19 protein-coding genes and 2 tRNA genes are annotated in these 21259 nt (G+C 71.3%); 8 read left to right on the top strand and 13 right to left on the bottom strand.

Going from position 1 to position 21259, the window contains the following annotated elements:
• The first annotated feature begins 57 nt into the window (after window positions 1-57).
• Window positions 58-4494, top strand: a complete 4437-nt coding sequence (locus MCBG_RS19965) for a cation-translocating P-type ATPase (RefSeq protein ID WP_051611307.1) — start codon at window positions 58-60, stop codon at window positions 4492-4494.
• On the opposite strand, the gene MCBG_RS19970 is transcribed toward MCBG_RS19965, so the two are convergent.
• Window positions 4491-5438 carry an L-threonylcarbamoyladenylate synthase gene (locus MCBG_RS19970; protein ID WP_043330800.1) on the bottom strand — a complete coding sequence of 316 codons (948 nt, stop codon included), beginning with the start codon at window positions 5436-5438 and terminating at the stop codon, window positions 4491-4493. The two genes, MCBG_RS19965 and MCBG_RS19970, sit on opposite strands and share 4 nt — an antisense overlap.
• Window positions 5439-5458: 20 nt before the next feature.
• Window positions 5459-6088, bottom strand: coding sequence for a winged helix-turn-helix domain-containing protein (locus MCBG_RS19975; RefSeq protein WP_043327660.1), 630 nt, complete (start codon window positions 6086-6088; stop codon window positions 5459-5461).
• A gap of 65 nt (window positions 6089-6153) precedes the next feature.
• Here MCBG_RS19975 and MCBG_RS19980 point away from each other — a divergent pair, with 65 nt between their 5' ends.
• Window positions 6154-6744: a dienelactone hydrolase family protein gene (locus MCBG_RS19980; protein ID WP_043327661.1), complete on the top strand. Its 591-nt coding sequence runs from the start codon at window positions 6154-6156 to the stop codon at window positions 6742-6744.
• 3 nt (window positions 6745-6747) lie between these two features.
• Here MCBG_RS19980 and MCBG_RS19985 read toward each other — a convergent pair whose 3' ends face one another.
• From MCBG_RS19985 to MCBG_RS19995, 3 genes are read right to left on the bottom strand one after another with little or no spacing between them, the layout of a single operon-like run.
• Complete coding sequence (locus tag MCBG_RS19985; RefSeq protein WP_043327662.1) at window positions 6748-7428, bottom strand: PH domain-containing protein; 681 nt, start codon at window positions 7426-7428, stop codon at window positions 6748-6750.
• Between the two features lie 53 nt (window positions 7429-7481).
• Window positions 7482-7868 (bottom strand): VOC family protein, encoded by a 387-nt coding sequence (locus tag MCBG_RS19990; RefSeq protein ID WP_043327663.1) that lies wholly within the window; start codon window positions 7866-7868, stop codon window positions 7482-7484.
• Entirely contained in the window at window positions 7865-8170 is a 306-nt protein-coding gene (locus tag MCBG_RS19995) for an ArsR/SmtB family transcription factor (protein WP_043327664.1), read from the bottom strand. Before MCBG_RS19995 ends, MCBG_RS19990 begins: the two co-directional genes overlap by 4 nt.
• 53 nt (window positions 8171-8223) lie before the next feature.
• Between MCBG_RS19995 and MCBG_RS20000 the strand changes: the two genes are divergently transcribed.
• Window positions 8224-8772, top strand: a complete 549-nt coding sequence (locus tag MCBG_RS20000) for an AAA family ATPase (protein WP_043327665.1) — start codon at window positions 8224-8226, stop codon at window positions 8770-8772.
• 79 nt (window positions 8773-8851) lie between these two features.
• A complete protein-coding gene (locus MCBG_RS20005) occupies window positions 8852-9574 on the top strand; it encodes an LPXTG cell wall anchor domain-containing protein (protein ID WP_043327666.1) in 723 nt (240 codons plus the stop codon).
• Between the two features lie 65 nt (window positions 9575-9639).
• On the opposite strand, the gene MCBG_RS20010 is transcribed toward MCBG_RS20005, so the two are convergent.
• A complete protein-coding gene (locus MCBG_RS20010; protein ID WP_043327667.1) occupies window positions 9640-10038 on the bottom strand; it encodes an ester cyclase in 399 nt (132 codons plus the stop codon).
• Window positions 10039-10185: 147 nt separating this feature from the next.
• Between MCBG_RS20010 and MCBG_RS20015 the strand changes: the two genes are divergently transcribed.
• The 3 genes from MCBG_RS20015 (at window position 10186) to MCBG_RS33105 (ending at window position 12295) form a co-directional block, all read left to right on the top strand.
• Window positions 10186-11070 carry an aminoglycoside phosphotransferase family protein gene (locus MCBG_RS20015; protein ID WP_043327668.1) on the top strand — a complete coding sequence of 295 codons (885 nt, stop codon included), beginning with the start codon at window positions 10186-10188 and terminating at the stop codon, window positions 11068-11070.
• Window positions 11071-11116: 46 nt separating this feature from the next.
• A complete protein-coding gene (locus tag MCBG_RS20020; protein ID WP_043327669.1) occupies window positions 11117-11680 on the top strand; it encodes a dihydrofolate reductase family protein in 564 nt (187 codons plus the stop codon).
• A 72-nt stretch (window positions 11681-11752) separates the two neighbouring features.
• Window positions 11753-12295 (top strand): hypothetical protein, encoded by a 543-nt coding sequence (locus MCBG_RS33105; protein WP_198033308.1) that lies wholly within the window; start codon window positions 11753-11755, stop codon window positions 12293-12295.
• A 51-nt stretch (window positions 12296-12346) separates the two neighbouring features.
• Here MCBG_RS33105 and MCBG_RS20030 read toward each other — a convergent pair.
• The 6 genes from MCBG_RS20030 to gyrB form a co-directional block, all read right to left on the bottom strand.
• Window positions 12347-12422: transfer RNA gene (locus MCBG_RS20030), tRNA-Ala, on the bottom strand.
• Window positions 12423-12432: 10 nt separating this feature from the next.
• The gene (locus MCBG_RS34265) at window positions 12433-12561 is read right to left on the bottom strand and encodes a DLW-39 family protein (protein WP_013283222.1); all 129 of its coding nucleotides are present in this window, start codon (window positions 12559-12561) and stop codon (window positions 12433-12435) included.
• Window positions 12562-12604: 43 nt separating this feature from the next.
• Window positions 12605-12678 (bottom strand) — tRNA-Ile (locus tag MCBG_RS20035).
• A 144-nt stretch (window positions 12679-12822) separates the two neighbouring features.
• On the bottom strand, window positions 12823-13755 hold the full coding sequence (locus tag MCBG_RS20040) for a DUF3566 domain-containing protein (RefSeq protein ID WP_043327671.1): 933 nt from the start codon (window positions 13753-13755) through the stop codon (window positions 12823-12825).
• Window positions 13756-13758: 3 nt separating this feature from the next.
• Complete coding sequence (gene gyrA, locus MCBG_RS20045; protein WP_124778873.1) at window positions 13759-17538, bottom strand: intein-containing DNA gyrase subunit A; 3780 nt, start codon at window positions 17536-17538, stop codon at window positions 13759-13761.
• A gap of 130 nt (window positions 17539-17668) precedes the next feature.
• On the bottom strand, window positions 17669-19615 hold the full coding sequence (gene gyrB / locus MCBG_RS20050) for a DNA topoisomerase (ATP-hydrolyzing) subunit B (protein WP_043327672.1): 1947 nt from the start codon (window positions 19613-19615) through the stop codon (window positions 17669-17671).
• Between the two features lie 547 nt (window positions 19616-20162).
• Here gyrB and MCBG_RS20055 point away from each other — a divergent pair.
• Window positions 20163-20717: a hypothetical protein gene (locus MCBG_RS20055; RefSeq protein ID WP_043327673.1), complete on the top strand. Its 555-nt coding sequence runs from the start codon at window positions 20163-20165 to the stop codon at window positions 20715-20717.
• Here MCBG_RS20055 and MCBG_RS20060 read toward each other — a convergent pair.
• On the bottom strand, window positions 20702-21190 hold the full coding sequence (locus MCBG_RS20060) for a MarR family winged helix-turn-helix transcriptional regulator (RefSeq protein WP_043327674.1): 489 nt from the start codon (window positions 21188-21190) through the stop codon (window positions 20702-20704). The two genes, MCBG_RS20055 and MCBG_RS20060, sit on opposite strands and share 16 nt — an antisense overlap.
• Between the last annotated feature and the right edge of the window lie 69 nt (window positions 21191-21259).

Here is a 21259-nt window from a genome sequence, read left to right on the forward strand (position 1 = left end):
GGCATAACGGACGCCGCGCCGGGAAGTCGGGCCGCCGGGACGAGACCGGGAGGCGAGATGGCGCTGGGACGCTTCGCCGGCCTCCTGCTGTCCCCGACGGTCGTACCCACCAAGGTCTCCGAGGTCGCGGGAAGCGTGGGTACGGCCGCCGCCCGGCTGGCCCGGCTCACCGGGCTGACCAGCCGCCGGGTGTGGTCGCAGGACGGCCGCCACCACATCGAGGTGCACGGCGTCTGCCAGGACGGCGGCGACCGGCTCGCCCGTCAGGTCGAGGCGGCGCTGGAGTCGATGCCGGGCGTGACCTGGGCGCGGGTGAACGCGCCGTCCGGCCGGGTGGTGGTGGCGACCGGGGAGCCGGCGCCGAAACTGCGCGATCTGATCGCCACAGTGGCCCGCGTCGAGCAGACCTGCCCGTACGAGCCGGACCCGGAGATCGAGCCGCCGCAGCCGCCCGAGGACGGCCCGCGTACCGCGCGCACGTTCGGCGCGCTGCTGTCCGACGTGCTCGGACTGGGCATCTCCGCCGCCACCCGGGTGCTGCCGCTCACCCCCGTGCCGGCCGAGGTCGCCGGGCTGCTCGGCGCTGTCGACCTGCACCCGAAGCTGCACGCGCTGGCCGGGCTGGGCATCCGCGCCGACCCGCGCGCCGAGGTGCTGTTCCCGCTGGCCGAGGCGGTGGTGCAGGGTCTCACCGGCGGCTGGGCCGGGATCGTGCTGGACGGCGCGCAGCGCGTCGTGCAGTGGGGCGAGGGGGCCGCTCAACTGGCCGCGTGGCGGCGGGCCGAGCCACACCTGACCGGTGACCCGGAACGGGCGGTGGCCCGGGTGCCGGACGGCGAGCGGCCGTGCCCGGTGCCGGACGGGCAGCCGGAGCGCTACGCCAAGCGGGTACTCCCGGCCGGCGCGGTCGCCGGAGCGGCGGCGCTGCCGGTGCTGGGACCCAAGCGGGCCGCCGCGCTGGCACTGTCCTCGCTGCCGAAGGCGCCCGGTTCCGGCCGCGAGGGTTACGGCGCCCAACTGGGCCGGATGCTCGCCCGGCGCGGCGTGATCGCGATGGACCGCAGCGTGCTGCGTGAGCTGGACCGGATCGACACGGTGGTGCTGGACGCGGCGGTGCTCGGTTCGGACCGGGGGGTGCTGGCCGACCTGGCGCCGCTGGCCGACGCCGACACCGGGCAGGTCGCCGCCCGGGCGTTCGCGCTGTTCGACCCGGCCGAGCCGGACGCGGTACGCGCCGCCGACGGCTGGCGGATCGGCCCGCTGGACCGGCTCGGCGCCGACGATCCCGGGGACACCGCGGACAGCGCGCGGCTGCGCGCCGACGGTGGACGGCTGCTCGGGCTGGCCGAGAACGGCCGGCTCGCCGCCGTACTGCGGGTCGAGCCCGAGCCCGCACCGGGCGTGGACGCGCTGGCGTCGGCCGCCCGGCAGGCGGGCCTGCGGCTCGTGGTCGGCGGCGCGGACGACGGCCGGTACGACTTCGCCGACCTGCTCGTACCCGGTGGCGCCCGGCTCGCCGGCGCGGTGCACGACCTGCAACGCGAGGGCGCGGTGGTGATGGTGGTCTCCGGCGAGCGGTCGGCGCTCGCCGCCTCGGACTGCGGCCTCGGCGTGTACGGCCCGGAGGACCTGCCCCCGTGGGGCGCGCACCTGCTGGTCGGCGACGACCTGCGGGTACCGGCACGGCTCATCGACGCGGCCGGGGTGGCCCGCCGGATGACCGAGCAGAACATCCGGATCGCCATGGCCGGCGCCGGGCTCGGCGCGCTCGGAGCATTCACCGCCGACCGTCGGCGGCTGCCCCGCCCGACGCTCGCGGCGGTGAACGGCGCGGCGGCGCTCGCGTTCGCGCACGGCGTGTTCCGGGCGCACCGGCTGCCGGACCGCACCGGCGTACCGGTGCCCGCGCTCAGCGCCTGGCATCTCATGCCGGTGGAGACCGTCCTCGAACAGCTCGACACCGACGCGTCCGGGCTGACCGAGAGCGAGGCGACCCGGCGGCGGCGCGTCGAGGTCGGCGACGAGCACGGTCCGGCCGGGCTGCTCCGCTCGTTCGTCGAGGAGCTGTCCAACCCGCTCACCCCGGTGCTGGCCGCCGGTGCGGTGCTCTCCGCCGCGTTCGGCTCACTCGTCGACGCGGCGCTGGTCGGCGGCGTGGTGGGCGGGTCGGCGCTGGTCGGCGCGGTGCACCAGCGCAACACCGAACGGTCGCTGGCCGAGCTGCTGTCCCGCTCGGCGGTCACCGCCCGGGTTCTGCGCGACGGCGCGGAACGGGTGGTGCCCGCCGAGGAGCTGGTACGCGGCGACGTGATCACGATCAGCTCCGGGGACGCCGTACCGGCCGACTGCCGGGTGCTGACGAGTGACGGGCTGGAGGCGGACGAGTCGTCACTGACCGGTGAGTCGCTGCCGGTGGCGAAGAGCCCCGATCCGGTGGTCGCGGCGGCCATCGCCGAGCGGCACTCGATGCTGTTCGAGGGCACCACAGTCGCCGCCGGGCACGGCACCGCTGTGGTGGTGGCCACCGGCGCGGAGACCGAGTCCGGGCGGAGCCTCGCGATGGCCCGGCAGGCCCCACCCGCAAGTGGTGTGGAGGCGCGGCTGGGCAAGCTGACCAGCAGCGCCGTACCGCTGGCGGCCGCCTCGGCGATCTCGGTGGCCGGTGCGGGGCTGCTTCGGGGCGTACCCCTTGCCGAAACGGCGGCGACCGCCGCGAACCTGGCCGTGGCGTCGGTGCCGGAGGGCTTGCCGTTCCTGGTCAGCGCCGCGCAGCTGGCGGCGGCGCGGCGGCTGGCCGAGCACGGCGCCCTGGTCCGCAACCCCCGGACGATCGAGGCGCTGGGCCGCGTCGACGTGCTCTGCTTCGACAAGACCGGCACGCTCACCGAGGGGAAGCTGCTGCTGGCCGGGGTGGGCACCGGTGACGGCCGGTACGCCGTGCTGGGCGAACTGGACGAGCCGCTGCGGTCGACGCTGGCCGCCGCGGTGCGGGCCACCCCGTCCGCCGCCGACCCGGACGAGTTGCCGCAGCAGACCGACCGGGCGGTACGCCACGGCGCGGACGCCGCCGGGGTGACCGAGCGGACCGGCGCCGCGGAGTGGACCGCCACGGCCGGGCTGCCGTTCGAGCCGTCCCGGGGCTACAGCGCCGCTGTCGGCCGCTCCTCCGGTGGGCTGCTGCTGAGCGTGAAGGGCGCCCCCGAGTCGGTGCTGCCGCGCTGCGCGTCGCGGCGCACCGCCGAGGGGGACCGGCCGCTCGATGCGGCGGGGCGCGAGGAGGTGCAGGCCATGCTGGCCGGGCGGGCCGGGGCCGGGCACCGCATTCTCGCCGTGGCCGAGTGCCGGGTCTCCACCGAGCAGGTCAGCGACGAGCAGGTGAACGGGCTGGTCTTCGTGGGTTTCCTGACGCTCGCCGACGGGGTGCGGGACAGCGCCCGGCCGGCGGTGGCCCGGATCCGGGCCGCCGGCGTACACACCGTCATGATCACCGGCGATCACCCGGCCACCGCCGAGGCGATCGCCGCCACGATCAGCCCGGAGGACGGCGGCCAGCGCGTTGTCACCGCCACCGACCTGGACCGGCTGGACGACGCCGCGCTCGCCGAGCGCCTGATGGCCACCGACGTGGTGGCGCGCTGCACGCCGGCGCACAAGGTACGGATCATCCAGGCGTTGCAGCGCCAGGACCGGACCGTCGCGATGACCGGTGACGGCGCCAACGACGCCCCGGCGATCCGGCTCGCCGACGTCGGTATCGCGCTCGGTCAACGGGGCACACCCGCCGCCCGCGCCGCCGCCGACCTGGTGGTCACCGACGACCGGCTGGAGACGATCATCGCCACGCTGGTCGAGGGCCGGGCCATGTGGTCGTCGGTGCGGCACGCGCTCAGCATCCTGGTCGGCGGCAACCTCGGCGAGATCGCGTTCAGTGTGCTCAGCGCCGCCGCGACCGGCCGCTCCGCCTTGAACGGCCGGCAACTGCTGCTGGTCAACCTGCTCACCGATCTCGCGCCGGCGCTCGCCATCGCGGTACGGCCGCCGGCCGACGACCGCGCCGACCACCTGCTACGCGAGGGTCCGGACTCCTCGCTCGGTGTGACCATGACCCGGGAGATCGGGCTGCGGGCGGCGTCGACCACGCTGGGCGCAACCGCCGGCTGGACGATCGCCAGGTGGACCGGCACCCAGCGGCGGGCCAGCACCGTCGCGCTGGCGTCCCTGATCGGCACTCAGCTCGGCCAGACCGTACTGGCCGGCGGCACCAGCCCCAGCGTGCTCGCCGCCACCGCCGCGTCGGTGGGCGCGCTGGTCGCGGTGGTGCAGACGCCTGGTGTCAGCCAGTTCTTCGGCTGCACCCCGATGGGACCGGTGGGCTGGGCAATCGCCACCGGCTCGGCGCTCGGCGCGACGTTCGCCAACGGCACGCTCACCAAGCTGATGGACCGCATGCCGCAGCCCGGCTCGCACGGGCGTCCCGACGCGGAACAGTTCTAGTGCCAAGTGGCGGCGGCCCGGCGCAGCCGGTCGTTTATCGCGCGGCCCACTCCGGTGTCCGGCACCGGCTCGGCGACGATCTCGGTCACCCCGGCCGCGTCCAGCCGGTGCAGCGCGTCGAACAGTCGCGCCGCCGCCGCGGTCACGTCGCCGTCGGGCGACAGCACCTCCACCGCCGCCCAGTCGCCGTCCGCCGGTGGCTCCCGGAAGGCCAGGAACCCCCGCCGGCCGCCGCCGGGCTCGGCCGCCGCGCCCAACCGCAACGGGGTACGCGGGGCGTAGTGCGCGGCCAGCGTCCCGGGCGCGACGGGCTGACCGGAGCTGCCCTGGCGCACCTCGACCGGGCCGACCGCCTCGATGATCGCCTCGACCGGCAGCGCGCCCAGCCGCAGCACCACCGGCCGGTCGCCGCGCGCGTCCACGATCGTCGACTCGATGCCGCACCGGGTGGGCCCGCCGTCGAGCACCACGTCCACGGCGCCGCCCAGCCCGGCCACCACGTGCTCGGCGCGTGTCGGACTGAGCTGGCCGAACCGGTTCGCGCTCGGCGCGGCCACCGGCACGCCGGCCGCCGCGATCAGCGCCCGCGCCGACGGCTCGTCCGGTACGCGTACCGCCATGGTGTCCAGGCCGGAGGTGACGATCGGCGGGATGATCTCCGGTCGGTCCACGATCAGGGTGAGCGGGCCGGGCCAGAAGCGCTTCGCCAGCTCGGCCACCGCCGCCGGCACCTCGCCCACCAGCGCGGCCAGGTCGGCGGCGTCGGCCAGGTGGCTGATCAGCGGGTCGAAGCTGGGCCGCGCCTTGGCCTCGAAGATCCGGGCCGCCGCCCGCGCGTCGAGCGCGTTGGCGCCCAGGCCGTAGACGGTTTCGGTGGGGAAGGCGACCAGCCCGCCGGCGCGCAGAACGGCGGCGGCCTCGTCGATGCCGCGCTCGGCCGGCAGGACGCGCGGGGATCCGGTGCTCACGCTTCCGACGCTAGCCTGCTCTCTTCGCCGCCCCGGCAAGACCCCGTCGAAGGGGCGGGGTCCGTGTCCGGGAGCGTGGGCGCGTCCGTGGGGTAGAGGCCGGCGGCGAAGCCGTACACCTGGTCCCCGGCGCGGGGGATCTGCGCGAACCGCCGGGCCAGCGCCTGCACCTCCGCCCAGAACTCGCGGACGTCCTCGATCGGGATGCGCGCGTGCACGAGCGTGCACCGCAGTTCGTCGGCGGCGTGCGCGGCGGCCGCTTCAGCTGCCGCCTCGGCGAGGCCGTTGATCCGGGACACGACCTGCTTGTCCTCTGTCCGGGTGAGCGTGCCGACGTAGAAGGTGCGGGCGACACGCCCGTAGAACCGCTCTTCGATGGCGCGTACCCGCCGGGTCCGCACCACGCGCAGCAGCCCGGCGTCCACCAGTTGGTTCACGTGGTACGCGACGCTGCTCTTCGGCCGGTCGACCGCGCGGGCCAGCTCGTTCACCGTGGCGGCGCGTTCCAGCAGCAGTTCCAGGAGCGTGCTGCGCAGCGGGTCGGCGAGCGCGCGCAACTGCTCCGGGGCGGTGACCACGAGCAGGTCCTCGAGGTCGTAGTCCGGGATCCGCTGATTGACCGACATTTCTCGACCGTTCTAAGATTCTGGTTCGTTCGATAACTCTGGTCTGACAACTCAGGAGTGTAGTGATGGCCGAGATCGTGCTCTTCCACCACATTCAAGGGCTCACCGACGGCGTACGCGCCCTCGCCGACTCCCTGCGCGCCGGCGGACACACCGTGCACACCCCGGACTTATTCGACGGCGAACGGCCGGCCACCATCTCCGACGGCGCCGCGCTGGTCAAGCGCATCGGCGGCGACGTCCTCGACCAGCGCGCCGACGCGGTCGTCGCCGACCTGCCCGCCGACCTCGTCCACGCGGGTGTCTCCTGGGGTGCCGCCATCGCCCAGCGGCTCGCCCAGACCCGGCCCGGCGCCCGGGCCGCCCTGCTCTACGAAGCCTGCCTGCCGGTGACCGGTGAGTGGGCGATCGGCCCCTGGCCCGACGGCGTGGCGGTACAGGTGCACGGCATGGAGCGGGACCCGTTCTTCGGGCTGGAAGGCGACGTGGACGCCGCCCGCGAGCTGATGTCGATCGTCGGCCCCGAACGCGGCGAGCTGTACGTCTACCCCGGCGACCGGCATCTGTTCACCGACAGCTCGCTGCCCTCGTACGACGCCGAGGCGACCGCGCTCGTGGTGAGCCGCAGCCGCGAACTGCTCGACCGGCTCGCCTGACGCCTACTCGTCACCCCGCAGCCGCGCCAACTCGGCCGCGTACTCGGCGTCGGTCAGCACCCCGCGCTCGTACTGCCGGGTCAGCGCGTGGATGTCACGCCGCCGCCCGGCGCTCGGCGCGGGCGGCCGGGTCCGGTCCGGACGGTCGACGCGGACCGGACCCGGCGCCGGGCTCGCCGCCGCGCGCTGCTCCGGGGGCCGGGCCTCGCGGTGGCACTCCCGCAGGTTCGCGAGGATCTCGTCGTAGTGCTCCGGCCAGGTGACCAGCCGGGTCAGCTCCAGGCGGAACGGCCGGACGATGGCGCCGGACTGGATCGGCGTCTGCACCGGCGCGCCGTCGGTCCGCTCGACGACGATCGCGTCGCGTCCCATGTCCAGACCTGCTATCGAACCCGTACCGCTGTGGATCTCCACGACCGACGCCCACGGCACCGTGGTCGTGCGGAGAAGCGAGCGCGAACGTACGCCGACGGGGCTCACCCAGACGCCGAGCATCGCGCGGCGGACCGCGACGGCGAGGACGCCGGCGTTCCACACTCCGAGGACCACCGCCTCCCGTTCCAGGAGACTGCCGCTACGGACCCCGAACACGATGAGCACGAAGTAGCCGACCGCCAGCCCCGCCACGACCATGGAGCCGGAGGTGGCCAGGTCCAGCGAGTACGGGCGCCGCCACACCGTCATGCCGCCAGGGTGACCGATCGTGTCCAGCGGTTCAGCGCGGCGTCAGCGCCCGGCTACCGGTACTGTGCGATCTGGATCAGGTTGCCGCAGGTGTCGTCGAACACCGCGGTGGTCACCGGGCCCATGTCGACCGGCTCCTGGGTGAACAGCACGCCGAGGCCCCGCAGCCGCTCGTGCTCGGCGGCCACGTCGTCCACCGCGAACTGCGTCAGCGGGATGCCGTCGGCCGCGAGCGCCTCCTTGAACGCCTTGGCGGCCGGGTGCGCGTCGGGCTCCAGCAGCAGCTCCACGCCGTCCGGGGCGTCCGGCGAGACCACTGTCAGCCAGCGGTACTCCCCGGTCGGCACGTCTGTCTTCGGCACGAAGCCCAGCACGTCGGTGTAGAAGCGCAGCGCCTTGTCCTGGTCGTCGACGTACACGCTGGTGAGGTTGATTCTCATGGGTTCTCCTGGGTGGGTTCGGCGGACCTGAGCCATCGTTCGGTGACGGCCCGCAGCGGCCGGGTGTCGAGGTGGTGGAACTTGTAGCGACCCTGCCGCCGCGTGACTACCAGGCCGGCGGCCTCCAGGACGTCGAGGTGCTGGGAGATCGCTTGCCGGGACGACGTGACCTGGTGCTTCGTGGCCAGCCGCCCGCAGATCTCGAACAGGGTCTGACCGTCGCGCTCGGTCAGCTCGTCGAGGATCAGGCGGCGGGTGTGGTCGGCCAGCGCCTGGTACAGATCGCCCACGTCACCCACCATATGCAAGTGACGGCTTGCCTATCAAGCGGATTGCCCGCCATTCGGAGGACGACATGCCCGGATACATCCTCACCGGCGCTCCCGGCTCCGGTAAGACAGCGATTCTCCGGCACCTGGAGATCGACGGGTACCCCGTCGTGGAGGAGGCGGCGACCGACGTGATCGCGCTTCACCAGGCGCTCGGACGACCGGAGCCGTGGCGTGAGCCGGGCTTCGCCGACCGGGTGCTGAATCTCCAACGGGAGCGCCGTCGCCGAGCCGCGGCGAACGCCGGCGAGGTCGTCTTCCACGACCGTTCGCCCGTCTGCACGCTGGCGTTGTGCCGCTATCTGGGCCGGGCCGCACCGTCCGCGCTGCTCGCCGAGATCAAGGACATGACGGCGAATCGCCACTACGAACAAACCGTTTTCTTCGTACGCCATCAGGGCTTCGTGGAGGCGACCGCCGCTCGCCGGATCACCTTCGAGGAATCACTCGTCTTCGAGCGAATCCACGAGTTGACCTATCGCGAGGCCGGATTCGACCTCGCCGACGTGCCGGCCGGCCCACTGGCGAGCCGGGTCGCGGCGATAAGAAAGGCGGTTGATCGACTGCACCGTTAGCGCAATCAATGCTCCTTGCGCTTCGGAGGGACACCGGTAACATCTCCATGTTTTGATCTACACGGGGAGGAAAGTCCACATGCGATGGAAAATCCCGGCCGGCGCCCTGGTGGCGCTGGCCTTTGTGATTCCGGCGGCGCCCGCGGCGGCGCAGACCGCAGTGCCCGGGCTGAACGACGCCTGCCAGACGGTCGAACGCAAGGTGTACAAGGATTTCCGCGAGCTCGTCACCATCGACCTGGACACGGCCAACGTTTCCGAGCTGCGGCTGCTGGCCTACCGGCTCCTGGCCGAGGCGCAGGCCGAATCGCTGCCCGTTCTGCCGGGCGAGATCGAGGAGCGGCTGAAGGGCACCTCGGACGACCTTCGCGCATACCTCAAGAACGTGGAGAATCGCTGGGCGACGGCTCTGCGCGTCTCGATCGGCCAGACCATGACGGGTGCCGGCCCCAACGTGCGGGCCGCCGCGCAGAAGGTGCTCGACAACCCGTCCGTCGAGGCCTACCTCGCCTACCTGAACAACGGCCTGTACGAGGCTCGCGCGCTCGACTGCGCATCCCAGCCGACGCCGACGCCGTCTCAGCCCACGACCACGCCGACCGCGACGCCCAGCGCCACGTCGACAGTCGTGCCGCCCCTCAGTCCCTCCGCCAGCGTGGGCGTACCCGGCGGCGAGGGTGGCGGCCTGCCGGTGACCGGCTCCGACACCGCGACAGTGGCCGGCATCGGCGGGGCGCTGCTGCTCCTCGGCGGCGCCAGCTACGTCATCGGACGCCGACGTCGTTCCCGCTTCGTCGCATAGCTTCCTGGGCGCGCCCAGCTCGATGTCGCATCGGGCTGGGCGCGCCGCGTTTCCGGATTCCCCGGTCAGCCGGCGAGCTGCCGCCGCACCGAGTCGGTGTCCATCAGGTACGACATGTGCTTGAACTTGCCGTCCTGGAGCCGGTAGAAGGCGGTCTCGACGAACGAGACCGAGGCGCCGGTAGGTGCCAGGCCGTTCCACTCCTTGACGGGCGTTCCGGTGTCGACGAGGCGGGCGGCGATCCGGTCGCCCTCGACGACGAGATCCTGGATCTCCCAGTGAAGATCCGGCACCGCCTCGACGTGCTTGTAGAACTCGGCCACCATGTCCGCCATCCGGACCGGCGTGCCGTTCATGATCACCTCTTCGTGGGCGAAGTCGGCCATGCGGTCGAACTCCCGATTGTTCGCCAGATCGACGTACCGCAGGTAGAAGTCACGTAGTTCCTCAGTGGCGGCGCTCATGATCGCTCGTTCCCCTCCGCATATTTTGTACCGCTCGGTTCGGAGCCAACCGTAGCAGGGTTCTGTACCGATCGGTTCATGATCAGGATCACGCCGCGCTCCGAATTCGATTGACCGTGTGATCCGGCGGGTCCTACGGTCGCGTCGATGCGTCCGGGAGAGATCGTCGTCACTGTGGAGCAGGTACGCGCCCTGGTCAGCGACCAGTTCCCCGAATGGTCGAGCCTGCCGATCGTGCCGCAGCCGCTGAACGGCACCGACAACGCGCTGTTCCGGCTGGGCGACTCCCTGACGGCACGGCTGCCACGGGCGCCGTGGGCGGTCGACCAGGTGACCACCGACGCGACCTGGCTGCCGCGGCTCGCCCCTCACCTCCCGGTGCCCGTGCCGGTGCCGGTCGCGGTCGGCCGACCCGGCGGGGACTATCAGTGGCCGTGGACCGTCGTCCCGTGGCTCGACGGGGACAACCCACAATCCGGGCAGGACCACGTCGACCTCGCCGTCGACCTCGCCCGCTTCGTACGGGCGATGATCGCGATCGACCCGATGGGCGGGCCGGTCAAGGAAGGCATTCAGCGCGGCGTACCCCTGGTGCAGCGCGACGAACTGACCCGCCGGTCGATCGCGGAGCTGGGCGACCGGATCGACGGCCGGGCAGTGACCGCGGCGTGGGACGAGGCGATGGCGGCGGACGAGTGGCCGGGACCGCCGGTGTGGCTGCACGGCGATCTGCTGGCGGGCAACCTGCTGGTCGACCGGGGCCGGCTCACCGGCGTGATCGACTTCGGCGGTCTCGGCCGCGGCGATCCGGCCGTCGAGGTGCGACCCGGCTGGAGCCTGTTCGACGCCCGCGCGCGAGCCGCCTACCGGGAGGCGCTCGGGTTCGACGAGGCGACCTGGGTACGCGGATGGGCGTGGATGCTGTCCGTATCGCTCTACTGGCTGGCGGACATGTGGGACTCGATCAGCGAGTACGACCGCCGGGACACCATCCGCCACATCGACTACATTCTGCGTCACCGCCACGACTGACCTGCGGGGTCCGGTGTTGCGGGACCGACCGACGGAGGCATGCGCTGTGCGGAAATTGATCTACGGCATGAACCTGACAGTGGACGGCTACGTGTCCGCGCCCGGCGACGACATCGGGTGGGGCGAATCGAGCGACGAACTGTTCCAGTGGTGGCTCGATCAGGAGCGGGCGGTCAGCCTGTTCCTGTACGGGCGCCGCCTGTGGGAGAACATGAGCTCCTACTGGCCGACCGGCGACCAGCAGCCGGGCGCCACCCCGGCGCAGATCGAGTTCGCCCGGAACTGGCGGGACACGCCGAAGGTGGTGTTCTCCTCCACCATCGACAAGGTCGACTGGAATGCCCGCCTGTTCACCGGGGACGCGATCGCCGAGATAACCAGGCTCAAGGCCGGGGACGGCGGCCCGATGAGGGTCGGTGGCGCAGCCCTCGCGGGGGCGGCCATGCGGGCCGGGCTGATCGACGAGTACGAGATCGTCACCCACCCGGTCCTCGTGGGCGCCGGCACGCCGTTCTTCGGCGCGCTGGACGGCTGGTCGAAGCTCGACCTGGTGGAGACGCGGACGTTTCCCGGCGGCGTGACCCTGAGCAGGTACGCGACGAGGCGGTAGCGCCTTCCGGCGGCGGTCAGGGTCCAGCGCCTCCAGCCGGGTGCCGAACTGGCCGAGGAACGCCGCCTCGCTGTGCGGCGTCTCGATCTTGTCGGTCAGCGGGCCGCCGTACCGGCGGGCCTGGACGATCGCGTCGGCGTAGACGTCGGGTCCGGCGCCGAAGTAGCGCCGCTCGGCCATCGCGGCGGCCGTCTGCTCGGCTGTGGAGTCGTCCAGTTGAGGGGTGAACATCAGGCTCTGCTGACCCGTCCGCAACCTCACAGCCGGCCCACGTCGCACGATGACCACGGCATGTGGCGGATGGCGCGAGCACGACCCCTGTGGGAGCCTGTCGCGATGTCGCGTGCCCGCCTGGCGCTCACCGCCGGGGTTCTCCTGCTCGTCGCCTCCTGCATGCTGCCGTGCCTGCCGTTCCTGGACCTGTCCGGCATCTCGATGCCCTATCAGGACCCGACCCCCGAGATGCTGGAAAAGCAGGCCATCGACATCGCCGCAGCCGAACGCAAACTCGCCCTCTACGCAGCCACCGCGGGCGCACTCGCCGTCGTCGGCCTGGCAGCCGTCATCTACGCCTTCAGGCACCGACGGTCCCGCAGGGCCGATCACGGAATCTAGGCAGATCCGCGGGTCGGCTGTACCGGGACCGAGATCAACCGAGGAAAGTGCTGGTGGAGCCCAGGGGACTCGAACCCCTAACCCCTGCCTTGCAAAGGCAGTGCTCTGCCAGTTGAGCTAGGGCCCCGTGTCGGCGCTCAGCGCAGGTCGGGCGCGGTGGTCGCCTCGTGCCACAGGGCGCGCTCGTCGTTCGACGCCTTGACCTTCTTGGCCACGACGGCGGCCACACCGACGATGCCGGCCAGGATCAGGAGCTTCTTGAACATGTGCTTGACCCCTCGTGCTCGACTGCCGTCGGACGATGTGCGGTGGGGCTAGCTGGAATCGAACCAGCGACCTCAGAGTTATCAGCTCTGCGCTCTAACCGACTGAGCTATAGCCCCGCGTGGCGACGAGCAAGGTTAACCCATCGCCTCCGCCGCGCCCAAATCGGGGGGTCCGTGGCGGAAGCACCCGCGCCACCCCGAACCTACCCGGACGCACGACGCCGGGGCGACCGCTTTGCGCGGCGCCCCGGCGTCGACCGATCAGTCCCGCTCGGCGAGCGTCAGCTCGATCCCGCCGACCAGGTCGGCGCAGACGTTGTAGACGAATGCGCTGAGCGTGGCCAGCGCGGTGAACAGCACGACGTTGACCAGGCCGATCAGCGCCGACGTCAGGATCACGCCCTTGGCGGTGATCCGGAAGCCGCCGCCGCCCTGGCCGCCGCCGGCGTTCACCAGGTCGGTCAGGCTGTCGTTGACGCTCTTGAACACGCCCATCGCGTCCAGCGCGAGGTAGAGCACCGAGGTCGCCACGACGACCACGATGAAGAGCACCACGGACACCGCGAACGCGAACTTCATCACGGACCAGGGGTCGATCCGCTTCAGGTTCAGCCGGGCCCGTCGCGGCCCGCGCGACGCGGCCGAACTGACCGAGGTACGCGCGGCGCGTACCGCCTCGCCCACGCGCGCGGCGCCGACTGCGGCCGCGCCGCTGACGCCCGGCGGCAGGCCCCCGCCGTTCGCGGGCCGGGACTGGCCGGTGGCGCCGGTGGTGGTCGGACGGGCGCCGTCGGGCGACGTCTTCGGCGCGGTGCCCAGGCCGGCGCCGATACGCGGCTGGGTGCCGGTCGTACCGGTGGAGGCCCGGCCGGCCGCGGCCGGTGGCTTGATCGGCTGTGTGCTCGTGGCGTTCGCGGGCTTGGCCGCCGGAGCGGCCAGACCGTTGGCCGACGTCGGCGCGTCGACCTTGGTCTCGGCCGACGAGTCCCGGGAACCCGAGTCCTCGCCCGGCTTGTCCGGAGGCGGCGCCATGCCGGGGGCGCGGGTGAACTTCGGGGCAGGCGCATCGGCGGGAACCGTGGCCCGGCCCACGGCCGCACGGCCGGTAGCTGGTGTACCGCCCTGCGCAGCCTCCTCCTCGGCCGGGGTGGCCGAGGTCCCCTTGTTCCCCGACTTCGCCTGTGTCTCCGTCATCAACTAGTCCTGTTCGTCAGGCTCGTCGGCATTGCGAGCAATCGCCACGATAGTCACGCCGTCCGGGAGGTCCATCAGCTTGACCCCCATTGTGTTCCGGTCACGCGTACGGCGTACAGGCTTCACCGGAGTCCGGATGACGCCGCCGTTGCTGGTGATGGCGAACAGCTCGTCCTCCGGATCGATCACTACCGCGCCGACCAGGCCACCGCGTCGCTCGGTGATCTTCGCGGTCAGCACGCCCTTACCTCCCCGGCCCTGCACCGGGTATTCCTCGATCGGGGTACGTTTCGCGTAACCCCCGTTCGTCGCGACCAGAACGTCCAGACCCTCTCGCACCACCTCGACCGCGAGCAACTCGTCCTCGCCGCTGAAGCGCATGCCGATCACACCGGACGTGGCCCGGCCCATCGGACGCAGCGCCTCGTCGGTGGCGTTGAAGCGGATCGCCTGGGCGTTCTTCGACACGAGCAGCAGGTCGTCCTCCGGAGCGGCCAGGACCGCACCGACCAGTTCGTCCTCATCGCGCAGGTTGATCGCGATGATGCCGCCGGAACGGTTGGAGTCGAACTCCTCGAGCCGCGTCTTCTTCACCAGGCCGTTCTTCGTGGCCAGTACCAGGTAGGGCGCCACCTGGTAGTTCGGGATTTCAATGATCTGCGCGATCTGCTCGTCGGGCTGGAACGCGAGCAGGTTGGCCACGTGCTGGCCCTTGGCCACCCTACTGGCCTCGGGAAGCTCGTACGCCTTCGCCCGGTAGACCCGACCCTTGTTCGTGAAGAACAGGATCCAGTCGTGGGTAGAGCATACGAAGAAGTGGCTGACGATGTCGTCCTGGCGGAGCGTCGCCCCGCTGACGCCCTTGCCGCCACGCCGCTGCGACCGGTAGAGGTCGACCTTCGTCCGCTTCGCGTACCCGGTGCGGGTGATCGTCACGACCACGTCCTCGCGGGCGATGAGGTCCTCCATCGAGACCTCGCCGTCGAACGGGACGATCTTCGTACGCCGGTCGTCGCCCCACTTCGCGACGATCTCGCCCAGTTCCTCCGAGACGATCCGCCGCTGCCGCTCCGGCTTGGCCAGGATGTCCTTGAGGTCGGCGATCTCCAGTTCGAGCTTCGCCAGGTCGTCCAGGATGCGCTGCCGCTCCAGGGCGGCCAGCCGGCGCAGCTGCATGTCCAGGATCGCGGTCGCCTGGACCTCGTCGATGTCCAGCAGCCGGATCAGGCCCTGCCGGGCGTCCTCCACCGTGGGCGAACGCCGGATCAGGGCGATCACCTCGTCCAGCGCGTCCAGCGCCTTGGACAGACCGCGCAGGATGTGCGCCCGCTCCTCGGCCTTGCGCAGCCGGAACGCGGTCCGCCGCCGGATCACCTCGATCTGGTGCTCGACGTAGTACCGGATGAACTGGGCCAGGTTGAGCGTGCGCGGCACGCCGTCGACGAGCGCCAGCATGTTGGCGCCGAACGTCTCCTGGAGCTGGGTGTGCTTGTAGAGGTTGTTCAGCACCACCTTGGCGACCGCGTCGCGCTTGAGCACGAGCACGATCCGCATGCCGGTACGCCCGGAGGACTCGTCGCGGATGTCGGCGATGCCGGCGAGCTTGCCCTCCTTGATCAGCTCGGCGATGCGCTCGGCGAGGTTGTCCGGGTTGACCTGGTACGGCAGCTCGCTGACCACGAGCGCCGGCCGGCCACGCTTGTCCTCCTCGACCTCGACCACGGCGCGCATCCGGATCGAGCCGCGCCCGGTCCGGTACGCGTCCTGGATGCCCGCCTGGCCGACGATCAGGCCGTGGGTCGGGAAGTCCGGGCCCTTGACGATCTCCAGCAGGGCTTCCAGCGTGGTGGCCTCGTCGGCCTCCGGGTGCTCCAGGCACCACTGCACCGCCGCGCCGATCTCGCGCAGGTTGTGCGGCGGGATCTTGGTGGCCATGCCGACCGCGATGCCCTCGGAGCCGTTGATCAGCAGGTTCGGGATCCGCGACGGCAGGATCGTGGGCTCCTTGGCCCGGCCGTCGTAGTTGTCCTGCAGGTCGACGGTGTCCTCGTCGATGTCCCGCAGCATCTCCATCGCCAGCGGGTCGAGCTTGCACTCGGTGTTGTGGCTGACGAAACCGTCGGAGACGAACGAGTGGTCCTCGGTGTCCACCCGGATGCTGTAGACCGGCCGCACACCGGCGTCGGTGATCTCGGTCACCTCGGCGTAGTAGAAGCGCCCGTCGACAAGCGGCTCGACCACGTCGAGGATGCCGGGCTCGGTGATCCGGGCCGCGATCTCGTCGCGGTCCCGCTCCCAGCGCTCGATCCGGTCCACGTTGTGCCGGCGCAGCCAGTCGCGTTCGGTCCAGCGGCTCGCGCCGTGCTCGCGGACGAAGTCCCCGACGAACGGCACGTGATCGCCGGAAAGCGCGGTGCTGGTCGCCGGCACCTGGGCCAGCTCGGATTCCAGCTTGGCCTGCTTGCGGCCGAGGAAGCCGACGTGAGCGGCGAAGATCCGGGCGTCCCTACGGTTGGTGACGACGACCTTGATCTCACCGCTGTCGTACCGGCACTGCCGGCTGACCACGCCGAACTCCAGCAGCAGCTGCTGCACCTCGCGGGCCAGCCGCTCGCTGCGGGTCGAGTACGAGACCTGGATCGTGTGGCGGGGCAGCAGCGACGACGAACCGTCGCCCTCGAACAGCGCCTGGAGGAAGGCCCGCTTGACCGCGGCCGGTCCGCGCCAGACGAACTCCGGCACGAACTTGCCGGCGCTCCGCGCGCCCACCATCTCGCCGAGCACGCTCGCCCGAAGCGCGGTGAGGTCCTGCACGTCGAGCTCGTGCAGCCTGCTGCCGGAGGCGATGACCCGCTCGGCGACGTACCGAGGGCCGCCGACCGCGAGGTCGTAGGCGGTGAGGACCCGGACGAAGAACTCCCGGTCCACGTTGTTGAAGCCCGCCCGATTCTCCGACACCCACCCCTCGGACACGAACGCGCCCGCGAGCACGGCCGCCTCGACGTGTTCCAGCATCGGGTAGCCAATCTCGTCCGGCACGGTGCGCTGCAGGACCACCCGGTCGCCCGGGGCGATCTCGGCGAGCAGCTTCCACAGCAGGGTCGGCACGCCGGCCACGTCCACCAGGCAGAGCACCGGGTGGTTGTGGGTGCCGGTCAGCTCGTACCCCTCACGGGTGCGCAGCCGCAGCGTCGGGTGCTCGCCGGAGTGGAAAAACTTGCTGGCGCGGACCAGGTCGCCGTTGCGGTCGCGGACCTTGAGGTCGACGTCGGTCTCGCTGCTCGCCGCAGCGTCCGGCACGACGTCGCCGATCCGGACGGAACCCTCGGCGGTACGGATGCGGGCATCGCCGACGAGGCAGTATCGCATGGCGGCGGCCGGGTCGTTTCCGGGGGAGCCGAAGTTGCCGTTGCCGTCGACCAGCGGGTAGCGCAGCGACCAGGGCTGCGCCATCCGGACCAGCGCGTCGTAGATGGCGGAGTCGCCGTGCGGGTGGAACTGGCCCATCACGTCGCCGACGACGCGGGAGCACTTCACGTACCCGCGGTCCGGCCGGTAGCCGGAGTCGAACATGGCGTAGAGGATCTTGCGGTGGACCGGCTTGAGCCCGTCCCGGACGTCCGGCAGGGCCCGCCCGACGATGACGCTCATCGCGTAGTCGAGGTACGAGCGCTGCATCTCGACCTCGAGGCCGACCGGCTCGATCCGGTCGTGCTGGACGACCGCGGCCAGTGTCTCCGGGGTCTCCGGCTCGTTCGGGGTGGACTCGGGAGTATCGGTCACTGTTAACCCTTATCAGACTCTTCAGTCATGGTCTCGCTGTGGATAACGGCTGTGGAAAGCGTTCAGACTGTGGATAACTCTGTGGACTACCGGGCCGGCCGGTGGATCACCGGCCGGCCCGGCGCGTCCGTCAGATGTCCAGGAACCGCACGTCCTTGGCGTTGCGCTGGATGAACGACCGACGTGCCTCGACGTCCTCACCCATCAGGACGCTGAACAGCTCGTCCGCGGTTGCGGCGTCGTCGAGCGTGACCTGGCGCAGCGTGCGCGTCGCCGGGTTCATCGTGGTCTCCCACAGCTCGGGGTAGTTCATCTCACCGAGACCCTTGAACCGCTGGATGTCGTCCGGGCGGGCGTTGGGCTTCTTCTGCTGGCGCAGCGCGATCAGCCCGTCGCGTTCCCGGTCCGAGTACGCGTACTGGGCGTCGTCGCCCTTCTTGTTCCACTTGATCTTGTAGAGCGGCGGGGCGGCCAGGTAGACGTGCCCCAGCTCCACCAGCGGCCGCATGAACCGGAACAGCAGCGTGAGCAGCAGCGTCTGGATGTGCTGGCCGTCGACGTCGGCGTCGGCCATCAGCACGATCTTGTGGTAGCGCAGCTTCTCGATGTCGAAGTCGTCGTGGATGCCGGTGCCCAGCGCGGTGATCAGCGCCTGCACCTCGTTGTTCTTCAGCACCCGGTCGATGCGGGCCTTCTCCACGTTGAGGATCTTGCCGCGGATCGGCAGGATCGCCTGCGTACGCGGGTCGCGGCCCTGCTTGGCCGAGCCGCCGGCCGAGTCGCCCTCGACGATGAAGACCTCGGACTCGCGCGGGTCGGTGGACTGGCAGTCGGCCAGCTTGCCGGGCATCGAGCCGGACTCCAGCAGCGACTTGCGCCGGGCGAGCTTGCGCGCCTGCTGGGCGGCGATACGGGCCCGGGCCGCCTGGGACGCCTTCTGGATGATGATCTTCGCCTCGGCCGGGTTGCGGTCGAACCAGTCGACGAGCGACTCGTTGCAGACCCGCTGCACGAAGCCCTTGACCGGGGTGTTGCCCAGCTTGGTCTTGGTCTGGCCCTCGAACTGCGGGTCGGTGAGCTTGACCGAGATGATCGCGGCCAGGCCCTCGCGGATGTCCTCACCGGAGAGGCGCTCGTCGCCCTTGAGCAGCTTCTTGTCGGCGCCGTAGCGGTTGACGACGCTCGTCAACGCGGCCCGAAAGCCCTCCTCGTGGGTGCCGCCCTCGTGGGTGTTGATGTTGTTGGCGAACGTGTAGACCGACTCGCCGTACGACTCGTTCCACTGCATGGCGATCTCGACCGACATGCCGGTCTCCTCGGCGCCGAACTCGACCACCGTCTTGTGGATCGGGCTCTTGGAGGCGTTGAGGTGGCGGACGAAGTCGGCGATGCCGCCCTCGTAGTGGAAGGTGACCTCGCGGGTCTTGCCGTCCTCGTCCTCCGGCACCCGCTCGTCGAGCAGGTGGATGGTGAGGCCCCGGGTGAGGAAGGCCATCTCCTGGAGGCGCCGGTAGATGGTGTGGAAGTCGAAGTCGACGGTCTCGAAGACGTCGGGGTCGGGCCAGAAGGAGACGGCCGAACCGGTGCGGTCGGTCTCCTCGCCCTTCTCCAGCGGCGTCGGCTTGGAGTGGTCGTAGCGCTGGCGCCAGACGAAACCGTCCTTGTGGATCTCGACCGCCATCCGGGTGGACAGCGCGTTGACCACGGAGACGCCCACGCCGTGCAGGCCGCCGGAGACCGCGTACGCCTTGCCGTCGAACTTGCCGCCGGCGTGCAGCACGGTCAGCGCGACCTCGACACCCGGCTTCTTCAGCTTCGGGTGCAGGTCGACCGGGAAGCCACGGCCGTTGTCGGTCACCCGGACGCCGCCGTCGGCCAGCAGCACCACGTCGATGGTGTCGCAGTGCCCGGCCAGCGCCTCGTCCACCGCGTTGTCGACGACCTCCCACACCAGGTGGTGCAGACCGCGCTCGCCGGTGGACCCGATGTACATACCGGGGCGCTTCCGGACCGCTTCCAGGCCTTCGAGAACGGTGATGGACTCGGCACCGTACTTCTTGTTGTCCTCCGCTGCCACGCTCGGCCACTTTCTCGCACCGGCCGCGCGTGGGCGCGGGGGCGCGGGTTCGGCGGACAGGACGCGACGTCGGCGCGCACGGACCGCCCCTGGGATCACCAGGCACGGATCGTGTACGCCGGGCGCCACGGTTGCCCGCGGATCGCGATCGGCTCGGACCCGAGGCGGGACTATGATCGAGGGCCCGGAGGGCCCCTGCCCGTCGCTCCGTCTCGGGTCTTTCGTCTCGCTCCCAATCTTACTGTGCGGAGCCGACCAAACCGCCACTCGGCACCCTCTCCGAGGCGGCTGAGAATGCCGTAGCCGGACGAACCGCGCCTCCCGCGACTCCCCCTACACGCCAACGGGGCACCGCCGCGCCACCGGCCACCGTGAGCCGTGACGATCATCCGACCGGTGATCGGCTGCTGTCCCGACCGGGGGTCGCGGCCGGGTCCGGCGTGCCGTAGCTTTTGCGGCGCCGCCGTTGCGGTCTTGATCTTTCGCACCCGCAACCGGGACGATCGTCGAAGATGGTCCGAAAACGCTTGGTGAGAGGTGACGCCCGATGGGGCTGGACAACGTCGCGGTGCACTGGCCGCGGACCGGCCGCTTCTACGACCCGGTCGCGCCGGCCGAGTTCGTGGACTTCGGCGAGATCGTGGACGTCCCCCGGATCTCCGCGCCGACCGCCGCGCTCGCCGAGCTGATCGCCAAGACCGGCACGGTACGGGCGACCGCGTACACCGAACTGGTCGACCTGATCCTCGGGCTGGAAAATGTGCTCTACGCCACGGAGAACTCGGCCGAGGACGAGGACCCGGTGATCGACCCGGACGGCTGCTCGTGGATCGCCGAGGGCCTGGAGAAGTTCGTCGCCCGGCACCGGCCGTACGGCGAGGCGGTCACGTTCGAGTCGGTGAGCGAGGTGCTGCGCGCGTTGCTGGGTGACGGGCGGCTCGCCGAGCAGCAGCTCCGCTGGCTGGACAGCCGGCTGGACCGGCTGCGCGACGAGAGCGGCGACCCGCCGCAGTGGAACTTCACCTGCGCCGAGCTGAGCGTGCTGGCGGCCTTCTACCGGCGCTGCGCGGAGCGCGGCTTCGCGGTCTACGCCGACGCCTGACCGGGCGTCGCAGCGCCGGAAGAAGACGTGGCCCGGTTGGCAGCCGCGATCACCTCGGTCAGCGCCGTGTGCAGGTGCCGCAGGTCGGCCAGCGGCAGACCCAGGCGCTGCACGATGGCCGGCGGGATCCGCTCGGCCTGCGTCCGCAGCGCCTGCCCCTCGGCGGTGAGCGAGACGGCCAGGCTGCGCTCGTCGGCGGCGTCGCGTTCCCGCCGGATGTAGCCGGCCGCCTCCAGCCGCTTGAGCAGCGGTGACAGCGTGCCCGGGTCGAGCTGGAGCAGCCGGCTCAGATCCCGCCCGGACAGTGGCGCGTGCTGCCAGAGCGCCAGCATGACCAGGTACTGCGGGTGGGTGAGCCCCATCGGCTCCAGCAGCGGGCGGTAGACCGCGACGACGCTCCGGGCGGCGACCGACAGCGCGAAGCAGACCTGCTGCTCCAGCGCCAGGGGGTCCTCCTCGATCGGGTCGGTCACCTCGTCCTCCTCGTCGTCGTTGCGATCCTAGCAACGATTGGTGTACCAATGGTTTGCACACAAAACAGG

The sequence above is a fragment of the Micromonospora sp. M42 genome (assembly GCF_000568915.1).
Taxonomy (GTDB): Bacteria; Actinomycetota; Actinomycetes; order Mycobacteriales; family Micromonosporaceae; genus Micromonospora; species Micromonospora chalcea.

Coding starts and splice junctions, on each gene's coding strand:
- MCBG_RS20040 (WP_043327671.1), bottom strand. CDS start 13,755: ATGACGGAGACACAGGCGAAGTCGGGGAACAAGGGGACCTCGGCCACC.
- MCBG_RS20010 (WP_043327667.1), bottom strand. CDS start 10,038: ATGAGCGCCGCCACTGAGGAACTACGTGACTTCTACCTGCGGTACGTC.
- MCBG_RS19995 (WP_043327664.1), bottom strand. CDS start 8,170: ATGGTGGGTGACGTGGGCGATCTGTACCAGGCGCTGGCCGACCACACC.
- MCBG_RS20005 (WP_043327666.1), top strand. CDS start 8,852: ATGCGATGGAAAATCCCGGCCGGCGCCCTGGTGGCGCTGGCCTTTGTG.
- MCBG_RS34265 (WP_013283222.1), bottom strand. CDS start 12,561: ATGTTCAAGAAGCTCCTGATCCTGGCCGGCATCGTCGGTGTGGCCGCC.
- MCBG_RS19990 (WP_043327663.1), bottom strand. CDS start 7,868: ATGAGAATCAACCTCACCAGCGTGTACGTCGACGACCAGGACAAGGCG.
- MCBG_RS20000 (WP_043327665.1), top strand. CDS start 8,224: ATGCCCGGATACATCCTCACCGGCGCTCCCGGCTCCGGTAAGACAGCG.
- MCBG_RS20015 (WP_043327668.1), top strand. CDS start 10,186: ATGCGTCCGGGAGAGATCGTCGTCACTGTGGAGCAGGTACGCGCCCTG.
- MCBG_RS20055 (WP_043327673.1), top strand. CDS start 20,163: ATGGGGCTGGACAACGTCGCGGTGCACTGGCCGCGGACCGGCCGCTTC.
- MCBG_RS19980 (WP_043327661.1), top strand. CDS start 6,154: ATGGCCGAGATCGTGCTCTTCCACCACATTCAAGGGCTCACCGACGGC.
- MCBG_RS19975 (WP_043327660.1), bottom strand. CDS start 6,088: ATGTCGGTCAATCAGCGGATCCCGGACTACGACCTCGAGGACCTGCTC.
- MCBG_RS19985 (WP_043327662.1), bottom strand. CDS start 7,428: ATGACGGTGTGGCGGCGCCCGTACTCGCTGGACCTGGCCACCTCCGGC.
- MCBG_RS19965 (WP_051611307.1), top strand. CDS start 58: ATGGCGCTGGGACGCTTCGCCGGCCTCCTGCTGTCCCCGACGGTCGTA.